Source organism: Gloeocapsa sp. PCC 7428, from assembly GCF_000317555.1.
Taxonomy (GTDB): domain Bacteria; phylum Cyanobacteriota; class Cyanobacteriia; order Cyanobacteriales; family Chroococcidiopsidaceae; genus Chroogloeocystis.
The window spans coordinates 1995765-2020362 of sequence record NC_019745.1; the positions used below are offsets into that span (position 1 = coordinate 1995765).

Consider the following 24598-nt stretch of genomic DNA (forward strand, 5'->3'; position numbering starts at 1 on the left):
AACATATGAAAGCTGACAAGATACAAGATATTTATGAGTTATCACCGTTACAACAAGGAATTCTCTTTCATAGTTTGTATGCTCCCGAATCGACTGCTTATTTTGTCCAGTTATGTTACTCGCTGAAGGGTAATTTTAATGTTGTAGCTTTTGAACAAGCTTGGCAAGAAGTCGTCAACCGCCACACTGTTTTACGCACAGCTTTTTATTGGGAAAATCTAGAAAAACCCTTACAAGTTGTACATCAGGAAGCCGAAATATCACTCATACAGTACGATTGGCGAAATATAAACCCAAGTGAGCGATCGCAGCAATTGCAGGCTTTTTTGGAGCGCGATCGCACCGGCAATTTTGACCTAACACAACCATGCTTAATGCGGCTGACTTTAATTCGCTGTCATGATGACTCTTATTACTTGGTTTGGAGCAAACATCATCTTATTTTAGATGGTTGGTCAACAGCTTTAGTCTTAAAAGAAGTAGTAGAAATTTACCAATTACTTTGCCAAGGTAAAAATTTACCTTTAATATTAGAGAGTTCATTTGGTGATTATATTGGTTGGTTACAACAACAAGATTTAAACAAAGCCAAGGAATTTTGGCAGCAGTCATTACAGGGCTTTACAGCACCCACGCCTTTAATTAATTTTACTAATAAAAACTTATCTAACCAACCAGAGAAATACAATCAGCAAGTAGTCAAGCTTTCACAAACAACCACCGCAGCACTACAATCTTTAGCAAGACAGAATCAACTCACACTTAACACCCTTGTCCAAGGAGCTTACGCTCTACTGCTAAGTCGCTACAGTAGAGAAACAGATGTAGTTTATGGCGTAACAGTCTCCGGTCGTCCCGCTGATTTAGCCAAAGCTGAGTCTATAGTAGGGATGTTTATCAATACTTTACCTGTACGAGTCACAATTGATGCTGAAGAATCTTTGTTATCTTGGTTGAGAAAATTACAATCACAACTAGCAGAAATAAGGCAATACGAATATAGCCCATTGGTAGAAGTGCAAGGTTGGAGTGAAGTACCAAGAGGGTTACCTTTATTTGAAAGCATATTAGTATTTGAAAATTACCCAGTAGACGGAATTTTAAAAGAATGGCAAGGAAATTTAGAAGTTCAAAGTATTAGTGCGGTCGATAACACTAATTATCCTTTAACAGTTAGTATTATTCCTGGTGAGCAGTTAGAAATTGTTATAGATTATCAGAGCGATCGCTTTGATTTTGCCACCATCCACAGAATGTTAGGACATCTCCAAACATTGTTGCAAGGCATGGTGAATCATCCTCATAGGGAAATAAAAGATTTAGCACTGTTAACAGATACAGAGAAACACCAGCTATTAGTAGAATGGAATAGCAACAAAGTTGATTATCCTCAAAATATTTGCCTTCATCAGTTATTTGAAAACGTTGTTCAGCAAACGCCTCATGCGATTGCAGTAGAGTTCGCAGGTAGAAGTCTTACTTATCAGCAATTAAATCAGCAAGCTAATAAAGTTGCTCATTATTTACAGAAATTAGGAGTAATACCCGATCAATTAATTGGTATTTGTGTAGAACGCTCATTAGAAATGGCGATCGCACTTTTAGGTATTTTAAAAGCAGGTGGTGCTTATGTACCATTAGACCCCGATCAACCGCAGCAACGTTTAGAATTTATGTTACACGATGCGGGTTGTAGTATTCTACTCACTCAAAAGCGACTGTTTGAAACTATTTCCACCTATGCAAAGAAAGTCATATATTTAGATGCAGATTGGGAATTAATTGCTAACGAACAAGAGTCTAACCCGATTAGCAACGTACAACCAGAAAATTTAGCCTACCTGATTTACACTTCTGGTTCTACGGGTGAATCAAAAGGGGTAATGATTCAACATAACAACCTTGTTAATGCTTACTATGCTTGGGAAAAAGCTTATCAACTAAGTTCTCAAGTTCGCTGTCATTTACAAATGGCTAGCTTTTCTTTTGATGTCTTTTCTGGAGATTTAATTCGGGCTTTGTGTTCAGGAGGGAAGCTCGTGCTATGTCCAAGGGAAATACTTCTAGAACCCCAACAACTCTATGAATTGATGCGTCAACACAAAATTGACTGCGCGGAATTTGTACCAGTTGTATTAAGAAACCTTGTGCAGTACCTAGAAAAAAACCAACAAAAACTCGATTTTATGCGGTTGGTTATCTGTGGTTCTGATAGTTGGTATGGAGCCGAGTATAGTAAATTCCGTGATGTTCTTGGTAAAGAAACACGGTTAATTAACTCTTTTGGTGTAACTGAAGCCACAATCGACAGTTCATATTTTGAGCACGCCGCAGTAGAGTTACCAGATGAACAGTTAGTACCAATTGGTCGCCCTTATCCTAATAGCAAACTTTATATATTAGATGACTATTTACAACCAGTACCAGTAGGCGTTACTGGAGAACTTTACATCGGTGGTGAAGGTTTAGCCAGAGGATATCACAACCGTCCAGACTTAACCACCGAAAGGTTTATTACTAATATTTTTAGCCAAAAACCACAAGAACGGCTTTATAAAACTGGTGACTTAGTTCGCTATCTTCCTGATGGAAACATCGAGTTTTTAGGACGCATTGACAACCAAGTCAAACTTCGTGGTTTTCGGATTGAACTGGGAGAAATTGAGGCATTACTGAGTAAAGATCCAGACCTCCGAGAAACTGTGGTTATAGTTAGAGAAGATAACCCTGGTGACAAACGTTTAGTAGCATATATCGTTCCTACTACTGGGAATTTTGACTCAGCAAATAATAGTGAACTGATACCAAAGTTACGAAAATACTTGAAGGCAAATCTACCACAGTATATGGTACCTTCGGCTTTTGTACTCTTGGAAAAATTACCACTGACACCAAATGGTAAAATAGACCGCAAAGCCCTGCCCATACCAGATACTGCTAGACCCGAATTACAAACGGTTTTCATCGCACCCCGCACTTCAATTGAAGAAACGCTGGTGCAGATATGGACTGAAACCCTACGACTCAAGCAAGTTGGTATTAATGACAATTTTTTTGAGTTAGGTGGAGATTCGATACTGAGTCTGCAAATTATTGCTAAAGCTAAACAAGCTGGGTTACAGCTAACCCCCAGACAGATATTTGAATATCAGACAATTGCCGATTTAGCTGCTGTCGCCGGTACAATTACAAAAATTGAAACCGAACAAGGTCTTGTTACGGGTTCTCTACCTCTAACTCCTATTCAAAGTTGGTTTTTTGAACAGGTACTTGTTGATTCCCATCACTGGAATCAAGCGGTATTGCTAGAAGTAGATCAAAGTTGTAACCCAATTGTATTAGAGCAGGTTATCTGCCAATTACTGACTCACCATGATGCACTGCGTTTGCGCTTTATGCAAACTGAAGCTGGCTGGAAGTCAATTATTGCAACTCCCGATCGCATAACACCTTTTTCGATTATTGATTTATCAAGCCTACCCCAAAGTGAGCAGAAGCAGGCTATGGACGCCAAAGCGACTGCGCTACAAGCCAGTTTAAATTTATCAAAAGGACCATTAGTCCAAGTTGCTTTATTTATAATGGGGGCAAATCAACTTAATAGATTATTATTTACCGTTCACCATCTTGCCATTGATGGAGTTTCCTGGCGGATCTTACTAGAGGATCTGCAAACTGCTTACCAACAACTCAGCCGAGAGCAAGAGATACAACTCCCCCCAAAAACTACTTCGGTAAAACAATGGGCTGAAAAACTTCAAGAATACGCTAATTCGGAAACTGTAAAAGCAGAAATAAATTATTGGTTGAGTCAGTTTTACCAAAATATTTCTTCTTTGCCTATTGACAATTTAAATGGAGAAAATACTGTCGCTTCAGCTTCTACCGTTTCAGTTAGTCTTACCCAGGAAGAAACCGAATCTTTATTACATGAAGTACCAGCAGCCTATCAAACTCAAATTAATGATATTTTGCTAACTGCTCTTGTGCGGACATTTCATCAATGGACTGGTAATAGTTCACTTTTGATAAATTTGGAAGGTCACGGACGAGAAGACATTTTAGAAAATGTGGATTTATCTCGTACTGTTGGCTGGTTTACTACTATCTTTCCGGTGGTATTAGATATCACAGCCACTTTTAGTGAAGGAGAAGCATTAAAGACGGTAAAAGAACAATTGCGTAATATTCCTTGTAAAGGCATTAACTACGGTGTATTGCGTTATCTCAGTAAAAAGTCAATTGCTAATAAACTGCAAGCTTTACCGCAAGCAGAGGTAACATTTAACTTTTTAGGTCAGTTTGACCAAGTCATTTCTGAAACCTCTATGTTTCGACCTACTGCTGAATCTGCTAAAGAAACACAAAGTCCTAGAGGAAGCCGCGACTGTCTGCTAGAGGTAAGTGCATTAATTGTTTGCGGTCAACTGCATATAAATTGGACTTATAGCAAAGCATTACATAAACAAACTACGGTTGAAAAGCTGGCTCAAGGATTTATTGAGGCGTTGCGATCGCTTATTGTTCACTGTCAGTCTCCCGAAACTGGAGGTTACACTCCTTCTGATTTTCCCCAGATGCAGTTTAGTCAACAAGAACTGGATCAATTAATGGCAGAACTTGGTTAGCCTTAAGGTAATTAATCATAATGAATAAGAAAAATATTGAAAATATCTATCCACTTTCACCTATCCAGCAGGGTATGCTTTTTCATACCCTTTCCGCACCAGAATCAGGGATTTATTTTGTTCAAAGTTGTTATACGTTTACTAAAAATATCGACATTCCAGCTTTTAAACAAGCTTGGCAACAAATTATAAATCAGCATCCAATTTTACGCACGTCTTTTTACTGGAAGCAGCACAAAGAGCCGTTTCAGGTAGTGCATAGATATGTGGAGTTACCTTGGCAAGAATATGACTGGCAATCCTTGTCAGTTGTTGAGCAGCAAGCAAGCCTAGAAGTCTTCTTGCAAGCAGACCGCCAGCAAGGGTTTGATATTTCTCAGCCACCCCTGATGCGTTTGATTTTAATTCAGGTAGCCCAAGAAACTTACCATTTTATTTGGAGTAGCCACCATTTGCTTTTAGATGGGTGGTCTACAGCTTTAGTGCTTCAGCAAGTTTTTCAGGCTTACGAATCACTTTGTCAAGGGCAAGTTTTACCACTATCACGTTCTCGTCCTTATGCAGATTACATTGCTTGGCTGCAACAGCAGAATTTAGATCAAGCTGAAGCATTTTGGCGTAAGGTTTTGAAGGGTTTTACTGCACCCACTCAGTTGCGAATCGGTAGTTTGTCAAATTCAGCCACAGGATCTGGGGAAGAATCAATCAAGCTATCACCAGTAACAACAGCCGCCCTGCAAACATTAGCGCGACAGCACAAGTTGACCTTAAATACTGTTTTACAGGGAGCTTGGGCTATTCTTCTGAGCCGTTACAGCGGTGAAGAAGATGTTGTTTTTGGAGCAACTTCTGCTGGTCGTCCACCTGCATTAGCCGGTTCAGAATCAATGGTGGGGCTGTTTATTAACACTTTACCAGTGCGGGTGCAGGTTTCTGGGAATGAGTTGCTGATTCCTTGGCTACAAAAACTTCAAGCGCAACAATTAGAGACGCAACAATATGAATATAGCCCTCTAGTACAAGTACAGGGATGGAGTGAAATTCGTAGAGATTTGCCTTTGTTTGAGAGTATTTTTGTATTTGAAAACTATCCTGTAGACGCTTCCTTAAAAGAATGGGCTACAGAAATGCAGATCCATAATATTCGGTCTGTAGAATCGACAAACTATCCCATCACGCTTTCAGTTGGGGTAAGCACAGAGTTATCGCTAAAGATTTTATATGATTGCAGCAGGTTTGATGTAGCCACCATCAGAGCGATATTAGTCCATCTAAAAACTTTACTAGAGAGTATAGTTGTAAATCCTAGTCGCTCGCTCTTTTCACTACCTTTATTAACAAAAACTGAGCAAAATCAACTTTTAGAATGGAATACCATCACAACTGAGTACCCGCAGGATAAGTGCATTCATCAATTATTTGAGGAACAGGTAGAAAAAACACCAGAGGCTGTAGCTGTAGTTTTTGAAGAGCAATATCTTACGTATCGAGAACTAAATACTCGTGCCAATCAACTAGCACATTATTTGCAAAAGCTGGGTGTTGAGTCAGAGGCATTAGTGGGAATTTGTGTCGAGCGTTCTTTAGAAATGGTAATTGGCATTTTAGGGATTCTTAAAGCTGGTGGTGCTTATATCCCTCTCGACCCAAGCTACCCCCAACAGCGTTTAGCTTTCATGCTAGAAGACTCCCAAACTGAGGTTTTATTATCCCAGCAGAACTTAGTTGCCCAACTAGGGGATTATGCAGCCAAAGTCATCTGTTTAGATACCGATTGGGAAAAAATTTCTCAAGAAAGCCAAGAAAACTTATTAACCGATGTCAGCAGCCATAACTTAGCTTATGTCATTTACACCTCTGGTTCCACTGGTACACCCAAAGGGGTATTAATTCAGCATTCTAATGTAGTAAGACTGTTAGCAGCTACCCAAGCTTGGTTTGAATTTAATAGTGATGATGTGTGGACTTTATTCCATTCCTACGCATTTGATTTCTCAGTTTGGGAAATTTGGGGTGCGCTGCTTTATGGCGGACGGTTAGTGGTTGTGCCTTATTGGGTCAGTCGCACTCCAGAAGAGTTTTATAAATTACTCTCCACGCAAGGAGTAACGGTTCTCAACCAAACGCCTTCCGCCTTTTACCAACTGATTCAAGCCGATGCTGTTTTGCTTCAGCAGTACTCATTGAATCTACGATTTGTTATTTTTGGTGGCGAAGCCTTAGTACTGCAAAGCCTAAAACCCTGGTTTGAGCGACATGGCGATCGCTCACCGCAGCTTGTTAATATGTACGGCATTACCGAAACTACTGTACACGTCACGTATCGTCGGTTAACCCAAGAAGATGTAGTGCAGTCTTTAGGTAGCGTCATTGGTCGTCCGATACCAGATTTACAGGTGTACCTACTCGACCAAAACCAGCAACTTTTACCTATTGGCGTAGTCGGTGAAATGTATGTTGGTGGTGCAGGAATAGCGCGAGGTTATCTGAACCAACCAGAGTTAACTACACAAAGATTTATCGCCAACCCCTTTAGCCACAAACCAGATGCACGTCTTTACAAAACAGGTGATTTAGCTCGTTATTTACCTAGTGGAGAACTAGAGTACATTGGTCGCCTTGATCACCAAGTTAAAATCCGAGGCTTCCGCATTGAACTAGGAGAAATTGAAGCTGCTATCAACCAACACCCATCTGTATCTATGAGTGTGGTTGTCGTGCGCCAAGATGAAGCCGCAAATCAAAGTTTAGTAGCTTATATAACTCTATATCCAGAGCAGATAGTTACAATTGCTGAACTGCGCCGCTTCTTAGAGTCAAAGCTGCCAAATTATATGGTGATAACAGCTATTGTCGTGTTAGAGGCGTTACCCTTGACACCCAATGGCAAAATAGACAGACGAGCATTGCCAGCACCTAATGTAACACAGCTAATATCTGAATCTAATTTTGTCACTCCTGCAACACCAGTAGAAGAAATGCTCGCTGGAGTTTGGGCGGAGGTACTCGGTTTAGAAAAGGTAGGTGTAAATGATAACTTCTTTGATTTGGGCGGACATTCCCTTTTAGCAACTCGTGTTATATCCCAGATACGGCAAGTATTTGAGGTAGAGATACCTTTACGTCGCTTGTTTGAATTGCCAACACTCAGCGCGTTAGCTAAAGAAATTCAAACAGCAATTAACGCCGACAACGGATTAGAGTTACCACCGATCAAGCGCATTGAGCGATCGCAAGCATTACCCTTATCCTTTGCCCAACAGCGATTATGGTTTCTTAGCCAGTTAGAGCCAGATAGCCCTTTTTACAATATTCCTACTGCTGTGCGCCTAGAAGGACAGTTAAATCTCGCAGCACTAGAACAGAGTTTTAATGAAATTCTCCGCCGTCACGAAGTTTTGCGAACTCATTTTCGGACAGTCGAAGGGCAAGCCATAGCAGTCGTTTCACCGACAACGCCGCAGTTATTATCAGTAATTGACCTGAGCAAATTACCGCCTCCTCAACAAGAAACCAAGGTCAGACAACTAGCCCTAGCAGAAGCGCAACAGCCGTTTAACCTAGAGGCTGACACTCTGCTACGAGTGAAATTACTTTGCTTGAGTGAACAAGAATACGTCACACTCTTGACCATGCATCACATTGTCTCTGATGGTTGGTCAATAGAGGTGCTAGTGCGTGAGGTAGCAATACTTTATCAAGCTTTTTGTGAGGGGCAACCTTCACCCTTACCTGAACTTGAAATTCAGTATGTAGACTTCACAGCTTGGCAGAAACAATGGCTTGAGGGAGAAATACTAGAATCCCAGCTTGCTTACTGGCTGAAACAGCTAGATGGTGCGCCAGCCGTACTAGAGTTAGCAACTGACTATCCGCGACCGGCTATTCAATCCTCGCGTGGTGCAAAATATTCTTTCTGTTTGTCTTTAGAGCAATCTCTGGCGTTAAAATCTTTGAGCCAGCAGCAGGGAAGCACTTTGTTCATGACCTTACTGACAGCTTTTAAGACACTGCTGCACCGCTACACCAAAAGCAATGATATTGTCATAGGTTCTCCCATCGCCAATCGTAACCACAGCCAGATAGAAGGTTTAATTGGTTTCTTTGCCAATACCTTGGTGTTACGGACGAATCTTGAAGGCAATCCCAGTTTTCAAGAGTTGCTGCATCGGGTTAAAGAAGTAGCTTTAGAAGCTTATACTCACCAAGATACGCCTTTTGAACTGTTAGTGGAAAAAATACAGCCACAGCGAGACTTAAGCCATACACCCCTATTTCAGGTGATGTTTGTGCTTCAAAATGCACAAACCTCAGAAATAAAATTACCTGGTTTAACTTTAAGTACTCTCGAAAGTGACAGTGGTACTGCGAATTTCGATTTGACACTAAACATGAGAGAGACAGCGGAGGGATTAGTAGGAACTATAGAGTACAGTATCGATTTATTTAAGCCGCAAACTATACAAAGGATGGCAGATCATTTACAGATATTACTATGTGGTATCATTGCCAATCCAGAACAACGCCTTTCTGAATTACCCCTGTTAACAGCAGATGAGCAACACCAATTATTAGTAGGCTGGAATCAAACTCAGGTTGAATATCCCCAAAACCAGTGTATCCATCAACTCTTTGAAGCACAGGTAGAACGCACGCCGGATGCAGTTGCCGTCGTATTTGAAGATGAGCAACTTACTTACCACCAACTAAATCAAAGAGCAAATCAACTCGCGCACTATCTGCAAAAACTGGGAGTTGGGACAGAGGTACTAGTGGGGATTTGTGTCGAGCGTTCTTTAGAAATGATCGTCGGGCTATTGGCAATTCTCAAGGCGGGCGGGGCATATCTACCACTAGATCTAAATTACCCCCAAGAGCGTTTAGCTTTCATGCTCCAAGATGCTCAAGTAAAAATACTACTTACTCAAGCACATTTATTAGAGATATTACCTCCTCATCAAGCCAAAACAATTTGTATTGATAACTGGCAAATTATCAAGAATGAAAGCCAAGAAAATATTAATACTCTCGTTTTATCAATTAATAATGCCTACATTCTTTATACATCTGGCTCAACTGGTCAACCAAAAGCAGTAGTCATTGAGCATCAAAATGTTATTGACTTAATATATTGGGCGAAAGAAATATTTAGCTACCAAGATATATCCGGTGTTTTAGCATCAACTTCTATCTGTTTTGATTTATCAGTATTTGAAATATTTGTGCCTCTAAGTTGGGGCGGTAAAGTAATTGTTATAGAAAATTTGTTGCATTTGCAAACTTCAGTTGCTGCTCAAAAAGTAACTTTAATTAATACTGTGCCATCTGCGATCGCTGAATTACTGAGAATTAATGGTATACCCGCTTGTGTACGTACTATTAATTTAGCTGGTGAAGCTTTGCCTCAAAAATTGGTGCAGCAGTTGTATCAAAAAACTTCTGTACAAAATGTCTTTAATCTTTATGGTCCTTCAGAAGATACGACCTATTCTACATTCTCTCTTGTTAACGCAGAAGATAATTTAATTACTATTGGTCGCCCAATTGCTAACACCCAAATTTATATTTTGGATAGTCAGTTACAACTGTCACCAATTGGTATACCTGGCGAAGTATACATTTGCAGTAATGGTCTTGCACGAGGCTATCTTAACCGCCCAACACTCACAGCAGAAAAATTTATTCCTAACCCTTTTAGTCACAAAATAGGCGCGCGTCTGTACAAAACTGGCGACTTAGCCCGTTACCTACCTGACGGTAATATAGAGTTCCTTGGACGTATTGATCACCAAGTGAAAATTCGCGGATTCCGAATTGAACTAGGAGAAATTGAAGCGGTACTCAGCCAACATCCAGCAGTACAAGCATCTGTGGTTACTGCTGAAGAACAGCGAATAGTTGCTTATTGGGTGGCGAAACAACCTGCACCTGCCATTAGTGAATTGCGCCACTTTCTCGACCAGAATTTACCCCAGTATATGATTCCGGCTACATTTGTGCAGTTACCAGCTTTACCACTGACACCAAATGGCAAAGTAGATAGAAAAGCATTGCCAGCACCAGATTACGTTAGACCAGAATTAGAGACACAGTTTATAGCTCCGCGTACCCCGATAGAAGCTAAATTAGCCCAAATCTGGGCAGAAGTTCTGCGTGTAGAACAAGTGGGGATTGAAGACAACTTCTTTGAACTGGGTGGAGATTCCATTTTAACTATTCAGATAGTTGCTAAAGCTAACCAAGCTGGTTTGAGGCTGACTGCAAAACAGTTATTTCAGTACCAAAATATTGCAGAATTAGCGAGCGTCTGTCTGACTACTGAGGAGACTACTCAAACCGAGCAAGGAATTGTTACAGGTTTAGTACCTCTGACACCTATTCAGCAATGGTTTTTCCGTCAAAATTTACCAGAGTTACACCATTACAACCAAGCTGTTTTATTAGAAATTCAACAAGCGATCGCTCCTGATCTGTTAAGGCAAAGTATACAGCATTTATACATCCACCACGATGCTCTACGGCTACGGTTTGAGCAAACTAATTCTGGCTGGGAGCAGATAATAGCACCACCTGAAAAAGAAGTAACGTTGGCACAATTCGATTTTTCTGCACTATCAGCAGCAGAACAACAGCCAGCTATCGAAGCAGCGGCTACCAAATTACAGGCAAGTTTCGATTTATCTAGTGGAGTTTTAATTCAAGTAGCATTATTTGATTTGGGTAGCCATCAGCCAAGCCGTTTATTGGCGATCGTCCATCACTTAGCTGTAGATGGGGTTTCTTGGCGAATTTTACTAGAAGACTTACAAACAGTTTATGAGCAGCTTAGTCGAGGCAAAACTGTTAAGTTACCAGCAAAAACTACTTCCTTTAAACAGTGGTCATATTATTTACAAGAGTATGCAAAATCAGAAGCCTTAGCGCAAGAACAGCATTACTGGTTAGCTTTGTCTCAAAAGGAAACCTTAGCTCTGCCAGTAGATTATTTTCATGGAGAAAACACAGAAGCTTCTAAAGATATCGTATCCATAGAGCTAAATGTTGAAGAAACTCAAGCACTCTTAAAAGAAGTGCCACAAGCTTATAACACTCAAATTAATGATGTGTTGCTCACGGCACTAGGGCAAACTTTTGCTAGTTGGACTGGGAATCAATCTCTATTAGTAGAGTTAGAAGGTCATGGACGGGAAGAAATTTTCGACAATGTAGATTTATCTCGTACCGTCGGTTGGTTTACAAGTATCTTTCCAGTCCATATCAATTTAGAAGCAGCTTTAGATCCAGGCACAGCTTTAAAGATAGTCAAAGAAGAACTGCGGAGTATTCCCAATCGAGGCATTGGTTATAGTGTACTGCGCTATTTAAGTCACGATCAGCAAATAACAGAAACGCTCAATAGGATCTCCAAAGCTGAAGTGCTTTTTAATTACTTGGGTCAGTTTGACCAGACATTTTCTCAGTTTTCTGCGTTTAAGTTTGCTCAAGAATCTAGCGGATTAGCTCTGAGCCAGCGCGGTCAAAGGAGCCATTTATTAGAAATCAACGCTTTAATAACTAACAGCAAGCTAAGAGTGAATTGGGCTTACAGCAAAAATCTTCATCGTCAAACTACAGTTAAGTTTATAGCAGAAAAATTTAAGGAAGTGCTGTGTGAACTCATTGCGCATTGTCTATCTCCAGAAGCTGGAGGGTATACTCCTTCAGACTTTCCTGATGTAATGCTTGATGAAAATCAATTAGAAAAAGTTCTTGCTGAAATGGGGTTGGATTAGGAGGAAAATGCAATGAATAAGAAAAATATTGAAGCTATTTATCCATTGTCTCCAACTCAGCAAGGGATGCTGTTTGAGACATTATTTGCTCCTAATTCCGGTATTCATCTTGAGCAATCTATTTTCACCATACAGGGAGAGGTCAATGTATCGGCTTGTGAGCAAGCTTGGCAGAGGATTATTGCACGGCACTCAGTTTTAAGAACAGGCTTTGTCTGGAAAGAGCAACAGCCACTTCAGGTAGTTTTGCGACAAGTAGCAGTTCCATTAGAGCAGCAAGACTGGCGAGAATATTCTTTGCTAGAACAACAAGCACAATTGCAAGCTTATCTTCAGAGCAATCGCGATCGCGGTTTCAATTTATCTCAACCACCTCTGATGCGTTTGGCACTTTTCCAAACGGGCGATCGTACTTATCAATTCGTTTGGACTTCTCATCATATTCTCATGGATGGCTGGTGCAACCCTTTATTATTTCAAGAATTCTTATCTTTTTACCAAGCTTTAAGTCAAGGTCAAGAGTTACACCTTAAACCAGTTCGCCCTTACAAAGATTATATTACCTGGCTCAAGCAACAAGATGAATTACAAGTTAAAGAATTTTGGCAAAAAAACTTAAAAGAATTTACAAAACCCACTCCATTAGGAATAACAGCAGAACCTCTAACTGATATTGCCAATAAAGCAAAATATGGTGAGAAAGAAATCTATTTAAATGCTACAAATACAACAGTTATCAAGTCTTTAGTAAAATCCCATCGCCTCACATTGAACACTTTAGTTCAAGGACTTTGGGCATTACTTCTTTGCCGCTATAGTAATAAAAATGATGTCGTTTTTGGAATTACAGTCTCCGGTCGTCCAGCAAATTTACCAGGAATCGAATCAACTATCGGGCTTTTTATTAATACTTTACCTTTAAGAGTAAAAATTGATCCGCAAGAAAATTTATGGTACTGGTTCAACAATATCCAGAAATTTAATCTTGAGTTACGACAATACGAACACAGCGATGCAGGGCAAGTTCATCATTGCAGTGAATTACCAGGACATTTACCTCTTTATGAAAGTCTCTTAGTTTTCGAGAACTATCCTGTAAATATAAATGCATTACAGTCTACTGATCTAAGCATTAACATATCTGATTCGCGTTCCATTGGCGCACAAACTAAATATGCCCTGACCTTCTTAGTATCTGTTGAATCAGAATTACATTTGAAATGCGTTTACGATCAACGTCGTTTTGATAGTGCTGATGTAGGGCAGATTTTAGAACATTTTTTAACTCTATTAAACAAAATTATTTCTCATCCAGAGGCAACACTGCAAACACTTTTAGCGCAAATTCCTCTTGAGCAAATTCCAAGAGTGAGACCTTTACAAAAATCTGCACCAGTTACAGAAAACCAAGTTGTACAAACTCAACGCACTCCTGTAGAAGAGGTAATAGCAGGAATATGGACAGAAATCCTTGGTAGAGAATGTATAGGCAATCATGATAATTTTTTTGATTTAGGCGGACATTCATTGTTAGCAACTCAGGTAATATCTCGCCTTCGGGATGCTTTTGGGGTAGAGATACCGCTAAGTTATTTGTTTGAGTCGCCAACCATAGCAGAATGCGCCCAAAGAATAGAAACGAAAATCAGAACTGGGGAAAAATTTGAGACTTTGCCAATAAAACCTGTTAGCAGAAGTAAAAACTTACCCTTATCTTTTGCTCAACAACGACTCTGGTTGCTCGATCAATTAGACCCAGGAAATCATACTTATAATATTCCTACGGCTGTACGCTTAACTGGGTCACTTAACAGCACAGCCTTAGAGCAAAGTCTCAAAGCAGTCGTCAGCCGTCACGAAACCTTACGCACAGTTTTTACTACAGTTGAAGGGCAACCAGTTCAAAAAATTCAACCGATTACAGAGATTACTATAGCGAGAGTAGACCTCAGAGGAAATGAGCGATCGCCTCAACAACGAGAAACAGAAGCAACGCACATTGCACTCGCAGAAGCACAAAGTCCTTTCAACCTAGCCCAAGGGTCACTACTACGAGCCACATTACTACAGCTAGACGAAGCAGAGTATGTCTTGCTGCTAACAATGCACCACATTATCTCTGACCTGTGGTCAATGACGGTACTGATTCGGGAACTAGCAGACTTTTATGCAGCTTTTAGCCAAGGTAAATCGCTGATACTTCCTGACTTGCCAATTCAGTATGCAGATTTTTCTGTATGGCAAAGAGAATGGTTGCAAGGAAAGGTACTAGAAACCCAACTAAATTACTGGAAACAGCAACTTAAAGACGCACCTATAAAGCTAGAGTTACCCACAGACAAGCCTCGACCTTTGCAGCCAACTTATGCTGGCACAATCCAACCATTCCAACTATCCAAAGACTTCAGCAATGCACTGAAATTACTGAGCAGGCGAGAGAATGTCACCCTCTCTATGACCATGCTAGCTGCATATAACACGTTACTCTACTACTACACTAAGCAAGAAGATATCCTTGTAGGTTCAGCTATTGCCAATCGCAACCGCAGCGAAATTGAAGGACTAATAGGCTTTTTTGTCAATAGTTTAGTTTTGCGATCAGACCTGTCAGGAAACCCTAGTTTTAGCGAATTGCTCCATCGGACACGTGAAGTAACTTTAGGAGCTTATGCTCATCAAGATTTGCCTTTTGAAAAGTTAGTTGGAGAATTGCAGTTAGAGCGCGACCTAAATTATAATCCTCTGTTTCAAGTGTGGTTTGCTTTCCAGAATGTAGCTACAGCAGATATGCAAAAACTTACTTTGTCTTTACCTGATCTCACCCTTAGCCCATTCGATACCAACAAGCAGAGAGTTCCTTTTGATTTAGGGTTATTACTTTTCGAGAAAGCAGAAGGTATTAATGGTTGCTTTGAATATAAAACTGATTTATTTGAATCCAGCACTATAGTCCGCATGGCAGAACAGTTAGAAACACTTCTGCGGTGTGTGATTACAAAACCAGATATCCAACTAAACCAGCTAATAGAAAAACTTAAAGAATCTGACCATCAAAAACAACTCAATCAAGAAAAAGAGTATAAAAATACAGTTCATCAGAAGTTAATGAAGATTAAACAAAAATCTAACATTAGCAGTACCTCATAGCCCTATTTCCTTTGCGTGAATATAATCCTTATTTTTAAATATGATGCAAAGCAAAATTATTGAAGGTGTCCGAATTTCCCCGCTCCAGAAACATCTGTGGTTGTTACAACCCACAGATAAACAAACACCATTTCGCGCCCAAGTAGCAGCTTTAATTGAAGGCAAGCTAGACAGAGACAATCTAAAATTAGCTTTAAAAAATGTTGTTAATAAACATGAAATACTGAGGACTAAATTCAAATGCTTACCAGGGCTGGAAATTCCAGTTCAAGTCATCAATAATGATGATATTATCTGGGAAGATGAATATGATTTAACTGGCTGGGAAACTCAGCAACAAAAAGCTAAAATTGATGTAATTTTCCAGGATATGCTTCAGTTGCCCCTTGATTATGAAAAAGGGCAAAATTTGCGTATTACCTTCATAACTTTATCGTCGCTAAAACATATATTGCTTTTAAGTTTACCCGCTTTGTGTGCAGATTCTCGAACGCTGAACAACTTGGTGCGAGAAATCAGCATTTCCTACGCAGTTTGTTTCCAAAGTCAAGAATTATCTGACGAAATTTTACAGTATGCTGATATTGCTGAATGGCAAAATGAGTTACTTGAATCAGAAGATACAGAAATAGGGAGAGAATATTGGCGTAAACAGGATATTGCTCACCTTCTGAATTTAAGATTGCCATTAGAGAATCAATCGCAAGCCAATCAAGAGTTTAAGCCTCAAGTTGTCAGCTTGCAGATAAATTATGATTTAAATCAAGAAATTAAAAATTTAGCTAAGAAATATAATACTTCTGTTTCTATATTCTTATTAGCTTGTTGGCAAGTGTTGCTCATGCGCTTGACTGGAAAATCGGAAATAGTTATCGGTACGGCTACTAATGGTCGTAATTACGAAGAATTAGCAACAGCATTAGGATTATTTGCTAAATATTTACCGTTACACACTCATTTAAAATTAATTAGTTCTTTTAGTGAAGTTCTACAACAAATTCAAGAATGCTTCCAAGAAATTTCTGAATGGCAGGATAGTTTTAATTGGGAGCAAATTAAACAAACTAATAAGGATATAACAGAATCATGTTTACCATTTTGTTTCGATTTTGAATCGCAAAATGATAAATATATTGCTTCTCCTGCTAATATTTGCTTTTCAATTTATAAACAGTACACCTGTATTGATAGATTTAAAATTAAATGTTCTTGCCTAGAAGGCAACGATTATTTGAATGTAGAATTTCATTACGATGCTAATTTATTTAGCGTAGAAAACATCAATCGCTTGGCAGGCGAATTTGAGACTTTATTGCACAGTGTCTTAAAAAATCCGTTATCTGCAATTAGTGCGTTAGAGATATTACCGCCAAACGAGCTACATCAACTGCTAGTTGATTTTAATACGACTCAAGCTGAGTATCCCAAAAATAAGTGCATTCATCAATTATTTGAAGAGCAGGTAGAAAAAACCCCAGACGCAGTAGCGGTATTGTTTGAACAGGAAAAACTCACGTATAGTCAACTCAATACTCGTGCTAATCAACTAGCTCATTACTTACAGCAATTAGGAGTTAAGCTAGAAGTACCTGTGGGGATTTGTGTAGAACGCTCCTTAGAAATGGTTATTGGTTTATTAGGTATCCTTAAAGCAGGTGGAGCATATCTACCAATTGAGCCAACTTATCCCTTAGAACGTCAAGCATTTATCTTAAAAGATGCTCAAACACCCATACTACTAACTCAACAACATCTAGCAGCAAACCTACCAATTTCTGCAACTCAAGTCATTTGCTTAGATACTGATTGGCAAATCATTAACCAGCAGCCACCAAATAACCCAGTCAGTGATATTACAACTCTAAATCTGGCTTACATTATCTACACTTCCGGTTCGACTGGTAAACCCAAAGGGACATTAATTCACCACCAAGGCTTAGTTAATTACCTCAGTTGGTGTAGCCAAGCGTACGGTGTTGAGCAAGGTACAGGAACAATAGTTCACTCTCCTTTAGGATTTGACCTAACGATTACCAGCCTTTTTTCGCCTTTATTGGTGGGAAATCAGGTAGAAATTCTTTCACCAGACCAAGGTATTGAAACTCTGGCTAATGCTTTACGCGATCGCTCTAACTTAAGCTTGGTAAAAATTACACCGGCTCATTTGAAGTTACTCTGTCAGATTTTATCACCGCAAGAAGCCGCAGGTCGCACCAGAGCCTTCATCATTGGTGGTGAGAATTTGTTGGCTGAAGATATTGCTTTTTGGCGCGAGTTTGCACCAGAGACAATGTTGGTAAATGAATACGGACCAACAGAAACAGTTGTCGGTTGTTGTATTTACAAAGTACCAACAAAAGAACATTCGACTTCAGTCGCTATTGGTGAGCCTATTGCTAACACTCAGTTATATATTCTTGACCAACACTGTCAACCAGTACCGATTGGTGTAGTGGGTGAGTTACACATTGGAGGCTTAGGATTAGCTAGAGGTTATCTCAATCAGCCACAATTGACTGCACAAAAGTTCATTCCCAACCCATTTTCTCAAACACCAGGAGAGAGGCTGTATAAAACAGGTGATTTGGCGCGTTACCGAATAGATGGGGTTCTGGAATATCTAGGACGCATTGATGACCAGGTAAAAATTCGTGGTTTCCGCATTGAATTAGCAGAGATTCAGTCTGTTATTTTAGAGCATTCAGGGGTAAAGGAAGCCGTCGTCATAGCACGAGAGGATATTCCAGGTAACAAACATTTAGCTGCATACATTGTTTGGAATGCAGAATCAGCCAGTTCTATCGACGCTATCCAAAGCTTTTTGCAAGAAAAGCTGCCTGATTATATGGTTCCCTCGGTTTTTGTGCCATTGAAGGAATTGCCTTTGACAAATAACGGTAAAGTAGATGCAAAAGCATTGCCAGCACCCGAACAAGTTAGAGCCGAGTCGGGTACTTTTGTACCACCTACTACACCGACTGAAAAATTGTTAGCAGACATTTGGACTCAGATTTTGCGTGTGGAACGCTTAGGTATCCACGACAACTTTTTTGAGTTGGGCGGAGATTCGATCTTGAGTATCCAAATTATTGCTAAAGCTAATCAAGCAGGTTTGCAACTAATTCCTAAGCAGATGTTTGATAATCAAACAATTGCAAAATTAGCAGCCGTGGCGGGTACGGTTCGCACTATCCAAGCGGAGCAGGGATTAGTCAAAGGGGATGTATTTCTCACCCCGATTCAACATTGGTTTTTTGAGCAAAATCAGCCTGAGCCACATCACTACAATCAGGCAATTTTGCTGGAAATGCGACAAAATCTCGACAGGGAGATTTTACAGCAGGTCATGCAGCAGTTAATCTTGCATCATGATGCACTTCGCTTACATTTTGTCAAGGAATCGGGATGGAAGCAAGCGATCGCGACTCGCACAGATATTGAACCAGCGATCTGCTACGATTTTTCTGCATTGTCACAGCAAGAACAACAAAATGCGATCGCCTCCGCAGCTACAAAATTACAGGCTAGTTTTAATCTCTCTCAGAGTCCCTTAGTACAAGAGGCGATTTTTGAGTGTGGTACAAATCAGCCCAGCTACTTACTACTAATCATTCACCATTTAGCTGTTGACGGTGTTTCTTGGCGCATTCTCTTAGAAGACTTCCAAACTATTTACGCCCAAATACAAGCGGGTGAGGCAATTAAATTACCAGCTAAAACAACTTCATTCCAGCAGTGGGCGCAAAAGTTGAAAAACTACGCACAATCAGTCGAACTGCAAAAAGAACTAGACTACTGGTGTTCAGAATCCCGCCGTCAGGTTGCTCCCATCCCAGTAGATTTTCCTGGAGGCGAGAACACACAGGCTTCGGCTCGTACGATATCTGTGTCCTTGAGTGTCGCAGATACGCAAGCTTTGTTGCAAAAAGTACCAGCTGCTTATCAAACCCAAATTAACGATGTATTACTAACCGCATTGGTACAAACTTTTGCTGAGTGGACGGGAGAGCCAACACTGCTGTTGGATTTAGAAGGACATGGGCGGGAAGAAATATTTGATGATGTGGATTTGTCAAGGACTGTGGGCTGGTTTACGACCATTTTCCCAGTATTATTAAATTTGCCAGCAACTTCTGACCTAGCCACGACAATCAAAACTATCAAGAAGCAGTTACGCGAGATTCCCAATCGCGGTATCGGCTATGGAGTACTGCGTTATCTGAGTAGCGACGAATCAATCGCAGAAAAACTGCAAATACCGCAAGCTGAGGTGCTGTTTAACTATTTGGGACAATCCGACCAAGTTCTTTCAGAATCATCGCCCTTTAGCCTAGCAGACGCAGATATTGGCGCTGCACGCAGTCCCAAGGGAAGCCGTTGTCATTTATTAGATATCAACGCGATTGTAGTTGCAGAACAATTGCAAATCAGTTGGACTTACAGCAATGCGATTCATCGCCAAGGAACGGTTGAGAATCTAGCTCAGAATTTTATCAAAGCATTGCGTTCAGCTACGCTGGGTGGAACGCCATCGCTACACCAAGAAATTTCTGAAAATGACTCGCTTCCAGCAGATTTATCAGACTTTCAGTGGAGCGACACTGACCTTGAAAACATCATTGCAGCAATTGGAGACGTTTGAAATGGGTATGCAAAATGTCGAGGATTTCTATCCTCTTTCACCAATGCAGCAGGGATTACTTTTTCATACCTTATCTGCACCAGATACAGGAGTTTATTTTAATCAATTAGTATGTACCCTTGTTGGTCAACTGAATATTCCTGTATTTGAAAGAGTTTGGCAACAGGTAATTCAGCGTCATTCAATTTTGCGGACTTGTTTTCGCTGGGAAGGTATAAAAGAACCTGTACAAATAGTGCTGCGTCAGGTGCAACTACCTTTAAAGCACTACAACTGGCAAGACCTTTCGTCTACTGAGCAGCAAGAAAAGTTAGCAGCTTTTTTAGAGAGCGATCGCACTTTAGGGCTTGATCTCACCCAAGCGCCATTGATGCGTTTGGCGTTAATTCAACTGAGTGAAAACACTTACCAATTCGTCTGGAACACTCATCATCTCATTACGGATGGTTGGTCTACATCATTGTTGCTCGAGGAAGTTTTTAAATTTTATACTGCCTTTTGTCAAGGTAAAGAATTACAGTTAGCGCCTCCCCGTCCTTACCGAGATTACATCAAATGGCTACATAAACAAGATTTAACAAAGGCTGAGGCATTTTGGCGACAGACATTGAGTGGTTTTTCTGCTCCTACTAACCTACGTATTGAAAAATCACTGAGTAGCACTCATAACCAAATAAAATATGCAACCCAACAAATCAAACTGTCAGCCAGCCAAACCGCAGCGATGCGATCGCTCGTTCGTCAGCAGCAAATTACTCTCAATACTTTACTACAAGGTGCTTGGGCTTGGCTTTTAAGTTATTACAGTGGTGAGACAGATGTTCTTTTTGGTGTCACCGTCTCTGGTCGTCCGGTAACGCTGGTTGGTGCAGAATCTATGGCGGGATTGTTCATTAACAGCTTACCTCTGAGGGTGCAGGTAGCAGCAGATACTTCTGTTGTAGCTTTCCTCAAACATATTCAGGCTCAACAAGCAGAAATTTCTCAGTATGAATACAGCCCCTTAGTACAGGTACAAAGGTGGAGTGAAATACCACGGGGAATGACTTTATTTAACAGCATTTTGGTCTTTGAAAATTACCCAGTAGACACGTCAAAACGGCAAATTGATAATCTAGAAATTTTGAATGTTGTTACTGATGAACGGACAAACTATCCTCTAACGGTGACAGTCGTACCTAGCAAAGAGTTGTCATTAGAAATTGCTTACAATCGCGATCGCTTTGATGATGATGCGATGACTCGAATGTTAGGGCATTTGAACAACTTGTTAGCAGGTATAGTTACAAATCCTCAGCAGCGCCTGTCAGACTTACCTTTGTTGACAGAAGCAGAAAAGCAAACTTTATTAGTGAAGTGGAACAATACTCAAACAGAGTATCCGCAGAACGTGTACCTTCATCAATTATTTGAAGCACAAGTAGAAAAAACACCTAATGCAGTAGCAGTAGTACACGAGAATCAACATTTAACTTACCAACACCTCAATCAAAAAGCTAATCAACTCGCTCATTACCTACAAAAACATGGAGTAGCGCCAGAAGTATTAGTGGGAATTTGTTTAGAGCGTTCCCTAGAAATGATAGTAGGATTATTGGCAATTCTCAAAGCAGGCGGCGCATACCTCCCACTAGATCCAGCGTATCCGCAAGAAAGGTTAGCGTATATGTTAGCTGATGCTCAAGTGTCAGTGTTACTTACCCAGGAATCTTTCTCGGCAAAATTCTCAGATACCTCAGCCCAAGTTATATGTATCGATAACGAAGAGTTAATCATACAACAACCGCAAACTAATCTTATCAATCAAAACCGACTTGACAATTTAGCATATGTAATATATACGTCTGGGTCAACAGGCAAACCCAAAGGGGTGATGATTGAACAAGCGTCTTTAGTTAACTACACCCAAGCAGCAATCACGGAATATAAAATAAATTCTAGCGATCGCATTCTTCAATTTGCTTCCATTAGCTTTGATGCAGCCGCCGAAGAAATTTTTCCTTGTTTAGTACAAGGAGCAACCTTGGTGCTGCGCACTGATGAAATGTTAACTTCAATTTCTTACTTTTTAGAAAAATGCCGACAACAATCGCTGACTATATTAGATTTACCCACCGCTTTTTGGCAGCAATTAACTTCTGAGTTATATGCGCTCAAGTTAACTTTACCATTATCTGTAAGATTAGTGATTATCGGTGGTGAAAAAGCCTCAACTGATAAAGTATTAATTTGGCAAAAGTGTGTAGATAAAAGAATTAGACTCGTCAATAGCTACGGTCCTACTGAAACCACAGTGGTAGCTACAACTTATGATTTATCAGAGCAAACTTTTACTCAAGAAATACCTATTGGCAAAGCGATTTCTAATATTCAAACTTATATCTTAGATCGCTATCTGCAACCAGTTCCTATCGGTATTCCTGGCGAATTGTATATTAGCGGTCAAGGTGTAGCACGAGGTTATCTCAATCAACCTGAGTTAACTGCTGAGAAATTCATTCCTAACCCTTTTGACACAGGAGATACAAAGCTATACAAAACAGGAGACTTAGTACGCTACCGCAGCGATGGTAATATCGAAATCCTTGGTCGCGTAGACCAGCAAGTAAAAATTCGTGGTTTCCGTATCGAACTAGGAGAAATAGAAGCTAAATTAATTCAGCATTTGATGGTGCAAGATAGTGTAGTTGTAGTTATAGAAGATAACTTTGGTGATAAACGACTAGTAGCATATATTGTTCCTAACACTCAAAATAATGATTTAGAAAAAAATAGCGAACTGATACCAGAGTTACGACAATTACTCAAAGCAAGTCTACCAAATTATATGCTTCCTTCTGCTTTTGTCCTATTGGACAAACTACCACTTACACCCAATGGCAAAATAGACCGCAAAGCCCTCTCTATAGCTGACCAGATTGATGCCAATATTGGAACAACCTATAGAACACCACGTACACCAGTTGAAGAGAAACTAGCAAAAATTTGGGCTGATTTGCTCAAGGTTAAACAAGTTGGAATCGAAGATAACTTTTTTGACTTGGGAGGACATTCTTTACTCCTAACACAGCTTGTTTTTCAGGTACGTCAAACATGGCAAATAGAATTACCTTTAAGTAGTTTGTGGGAAATGCCAACAATTGCTAGTTTAGCCCAAAGTATTGAAACGGCTCAAAAAATGGGTTACTCTACCGTCGCGATGACTTCTAAAAGTCAAATTAATTGGCAAGCCGAAGCTGTCCTTGATTCGGCAATACTTCCTAAAGCACCAATTGAGTATCTAACTGAGCCTGCTAAAATTTTCTTAACTGGTGCCACAGGTTTTGTAGGATCATTTTTACTTTATGAACTCTTACAGCAAACTCGCGCAGATATTTATTGCTTAGTACGTGCTGCTAACACAGAAGAGGGCAAAAATAGAATTAAAAGTAGCCTCGAATCCTATTTACTTTGGGATAATTCTTTCAGTCCTAGAATTATTGCAATTGTAGGTAATTTATCTGAACCACTCTTGGGACTTTCGCAGCAGAAATTTCAAGAAATGGCGGAGTTAGTTGATGTAATCTATCACAATGGGGCATTGGTTCACCATGCTTTCCCATACGCTACACTCAAGGCGGCAAATGTATTAGGAACCCAGGAAGTTTTGAGATTAGCATCTCAAGGTAAAGTCAAACCTGTGCATTTTATGTCAACTGATGGGGTTTTTTCTGCTAAAGGTTATTCGGGGGTAAAAGTAGTACGAGAACAAGACAGCCTTGATGATTATCAAGTGCCATCTAGTGGGTACACTCAGAGTAAATGGGTTGCCGAAAAGTTAGTCACCATTGCCCGCGATCGCGGTCTTCCTGTATGTATATATAGAATAGGACGTGTTTCTGGACACAGCCAAACCGGAGTATTCAATCGCAATGACTTTTTATATAGGTTGATCGTCGGCTGTATCAAACTTGAAAAAGTGCCAGATGCCAATATGATTGAAGACATAGCACCTGTAGATTATATAAGCAAAGCTATAGTCTATTTATCAAAACAAGAGCAATCTCTTAGTAAAGCTTTTCATTTTGTAAATTCGCAACCCTTGCATTCCAATACACTCATCAAATTACTCCGTGGCGTTGGCTATTCACTGCAACAAGTTTCTGAACAACAATGGCAAGCAGCTTTAATTAACATTGCTGAACACCATCCAGAACATCCATTATTTCCACTTGTACCATTGTTGAACGCGCCGAAAACTCATAACTCAATATTATTAAAATTTGATTGTCAAAATACAACCAAGGGGCTGGCTAATACGGCTATTACTTGCCCCCCAGTGGATGAGAATTTACTCAATACTTACTTGTCATATCTAATAAAAACAGGAGTTTTAGAAACTCCAAAGCAGCAAATATTAAATATTTAAG

5 protein-coding genes are annotated in these 24598 nt (G+C 40.0%); all 5 read left to right on the forward strand.

What is annotated here, in order from left to right; translation table 11 throughout:
- Positions 1–5 precede the first annotated feature (5 nt).
- The 5 genes from GLO7428_RS08710 to GLO7428_RS08730 are packed head-to-tail and all read left to right on the forward strand — an operon-like array spanning position 6 to position 24597.
- On the forward strand, positions 6–4628 hold the full coding sequence (locus GLO7428_RS08710; protein WP_015188200.1) for a non-ribosomal peptide synthetase: 4623 nt from the start codon (positions 6–8) through the stop codon (positions 4626–4628).
- A 20-nt stretch (positions 4629–4648) separates the two neighbouring features.
- The gene (locus GLO7428_RS08715) at positions 4649–12400 is read left to right on the forward strand and encodes a non-ribosomal peptide synthetase (protein ID WP_015188201.1); all 7752 of its coding nucleotides are present in this window, start codon (positions 4649–4651) and stop codon (positions 12398–12400) included.
- A 12-nt stretch (positions 12401–12412) separates the two neighbouring features.
- Positions 12413–15547, forward strand: coding sequence for a condensation domain-containing protein (locus GLO7428_RS29595; RefSeq protein ID WP_015188202.1), 3135 nt, complete (start codon positions 12413–12415; stop codon positions 15545–15547).
- Positions 15548–15587: 40 nt separating this feature from the next.
- On the forward strand, positions 15588–20189 hold the full coding sequence (locus tag GLO7428_RS08725; protein ID WP_015188203.1) for a non-ribosomal peptide synthetase: 4602 nt from the start codon (positions 15588–15590) through the stop codon (positions 20187–20189).
- Positions 20155–24597 (forward strand): non-ribosomal peptide synthetase, encoded by a 4443-nt coding sequence (locus tag GLO7428_RS08730; RefSeq protein ID WP_231295569.1) that lies wholly within the window; start codon positions 20155–20157, stop codon positions 24595–24597. Before GLO7428_RS08725 ends, GLO7428_RS08730 begins: the two co-directional genes overlap by 35 nt.
- The last annotated feature ends 1 nt before the right edge of the window (position 24598 follow it).

Excerpts from the sequence above, each read along its gene's own strand:
- GLO7428_RS08710 (WP_015188200.1), top strand. The coding sequence starts at position 6 with ATGAAAGCTGACAAGATACAAGATATTTATGAGTTATCACCGTTACAA.
- GLO7428_RS08715 (WP_015188201.1), top strand. The coding sequence starts at position 4,649 with ATGAATAAGAAAAATATTGAAAATATCTATCCACTTTCACCTATCCAG.
- GLO7428_RS29595 (WP_015188202.1), top strand. The coding sequence starts at position 12,413 with ATGAATAAGAAAAATATTGAAGCTATTTATCCATTGTCTCCAACTCAG.
- GLO7428_RS08725 (WP_015188203.1), top strand. The coding sequence starts at position 15,588 with ATGATGCAAAGCAAAATTATTGAAGGTGTCCGAATTTCCCCGCTCCAG.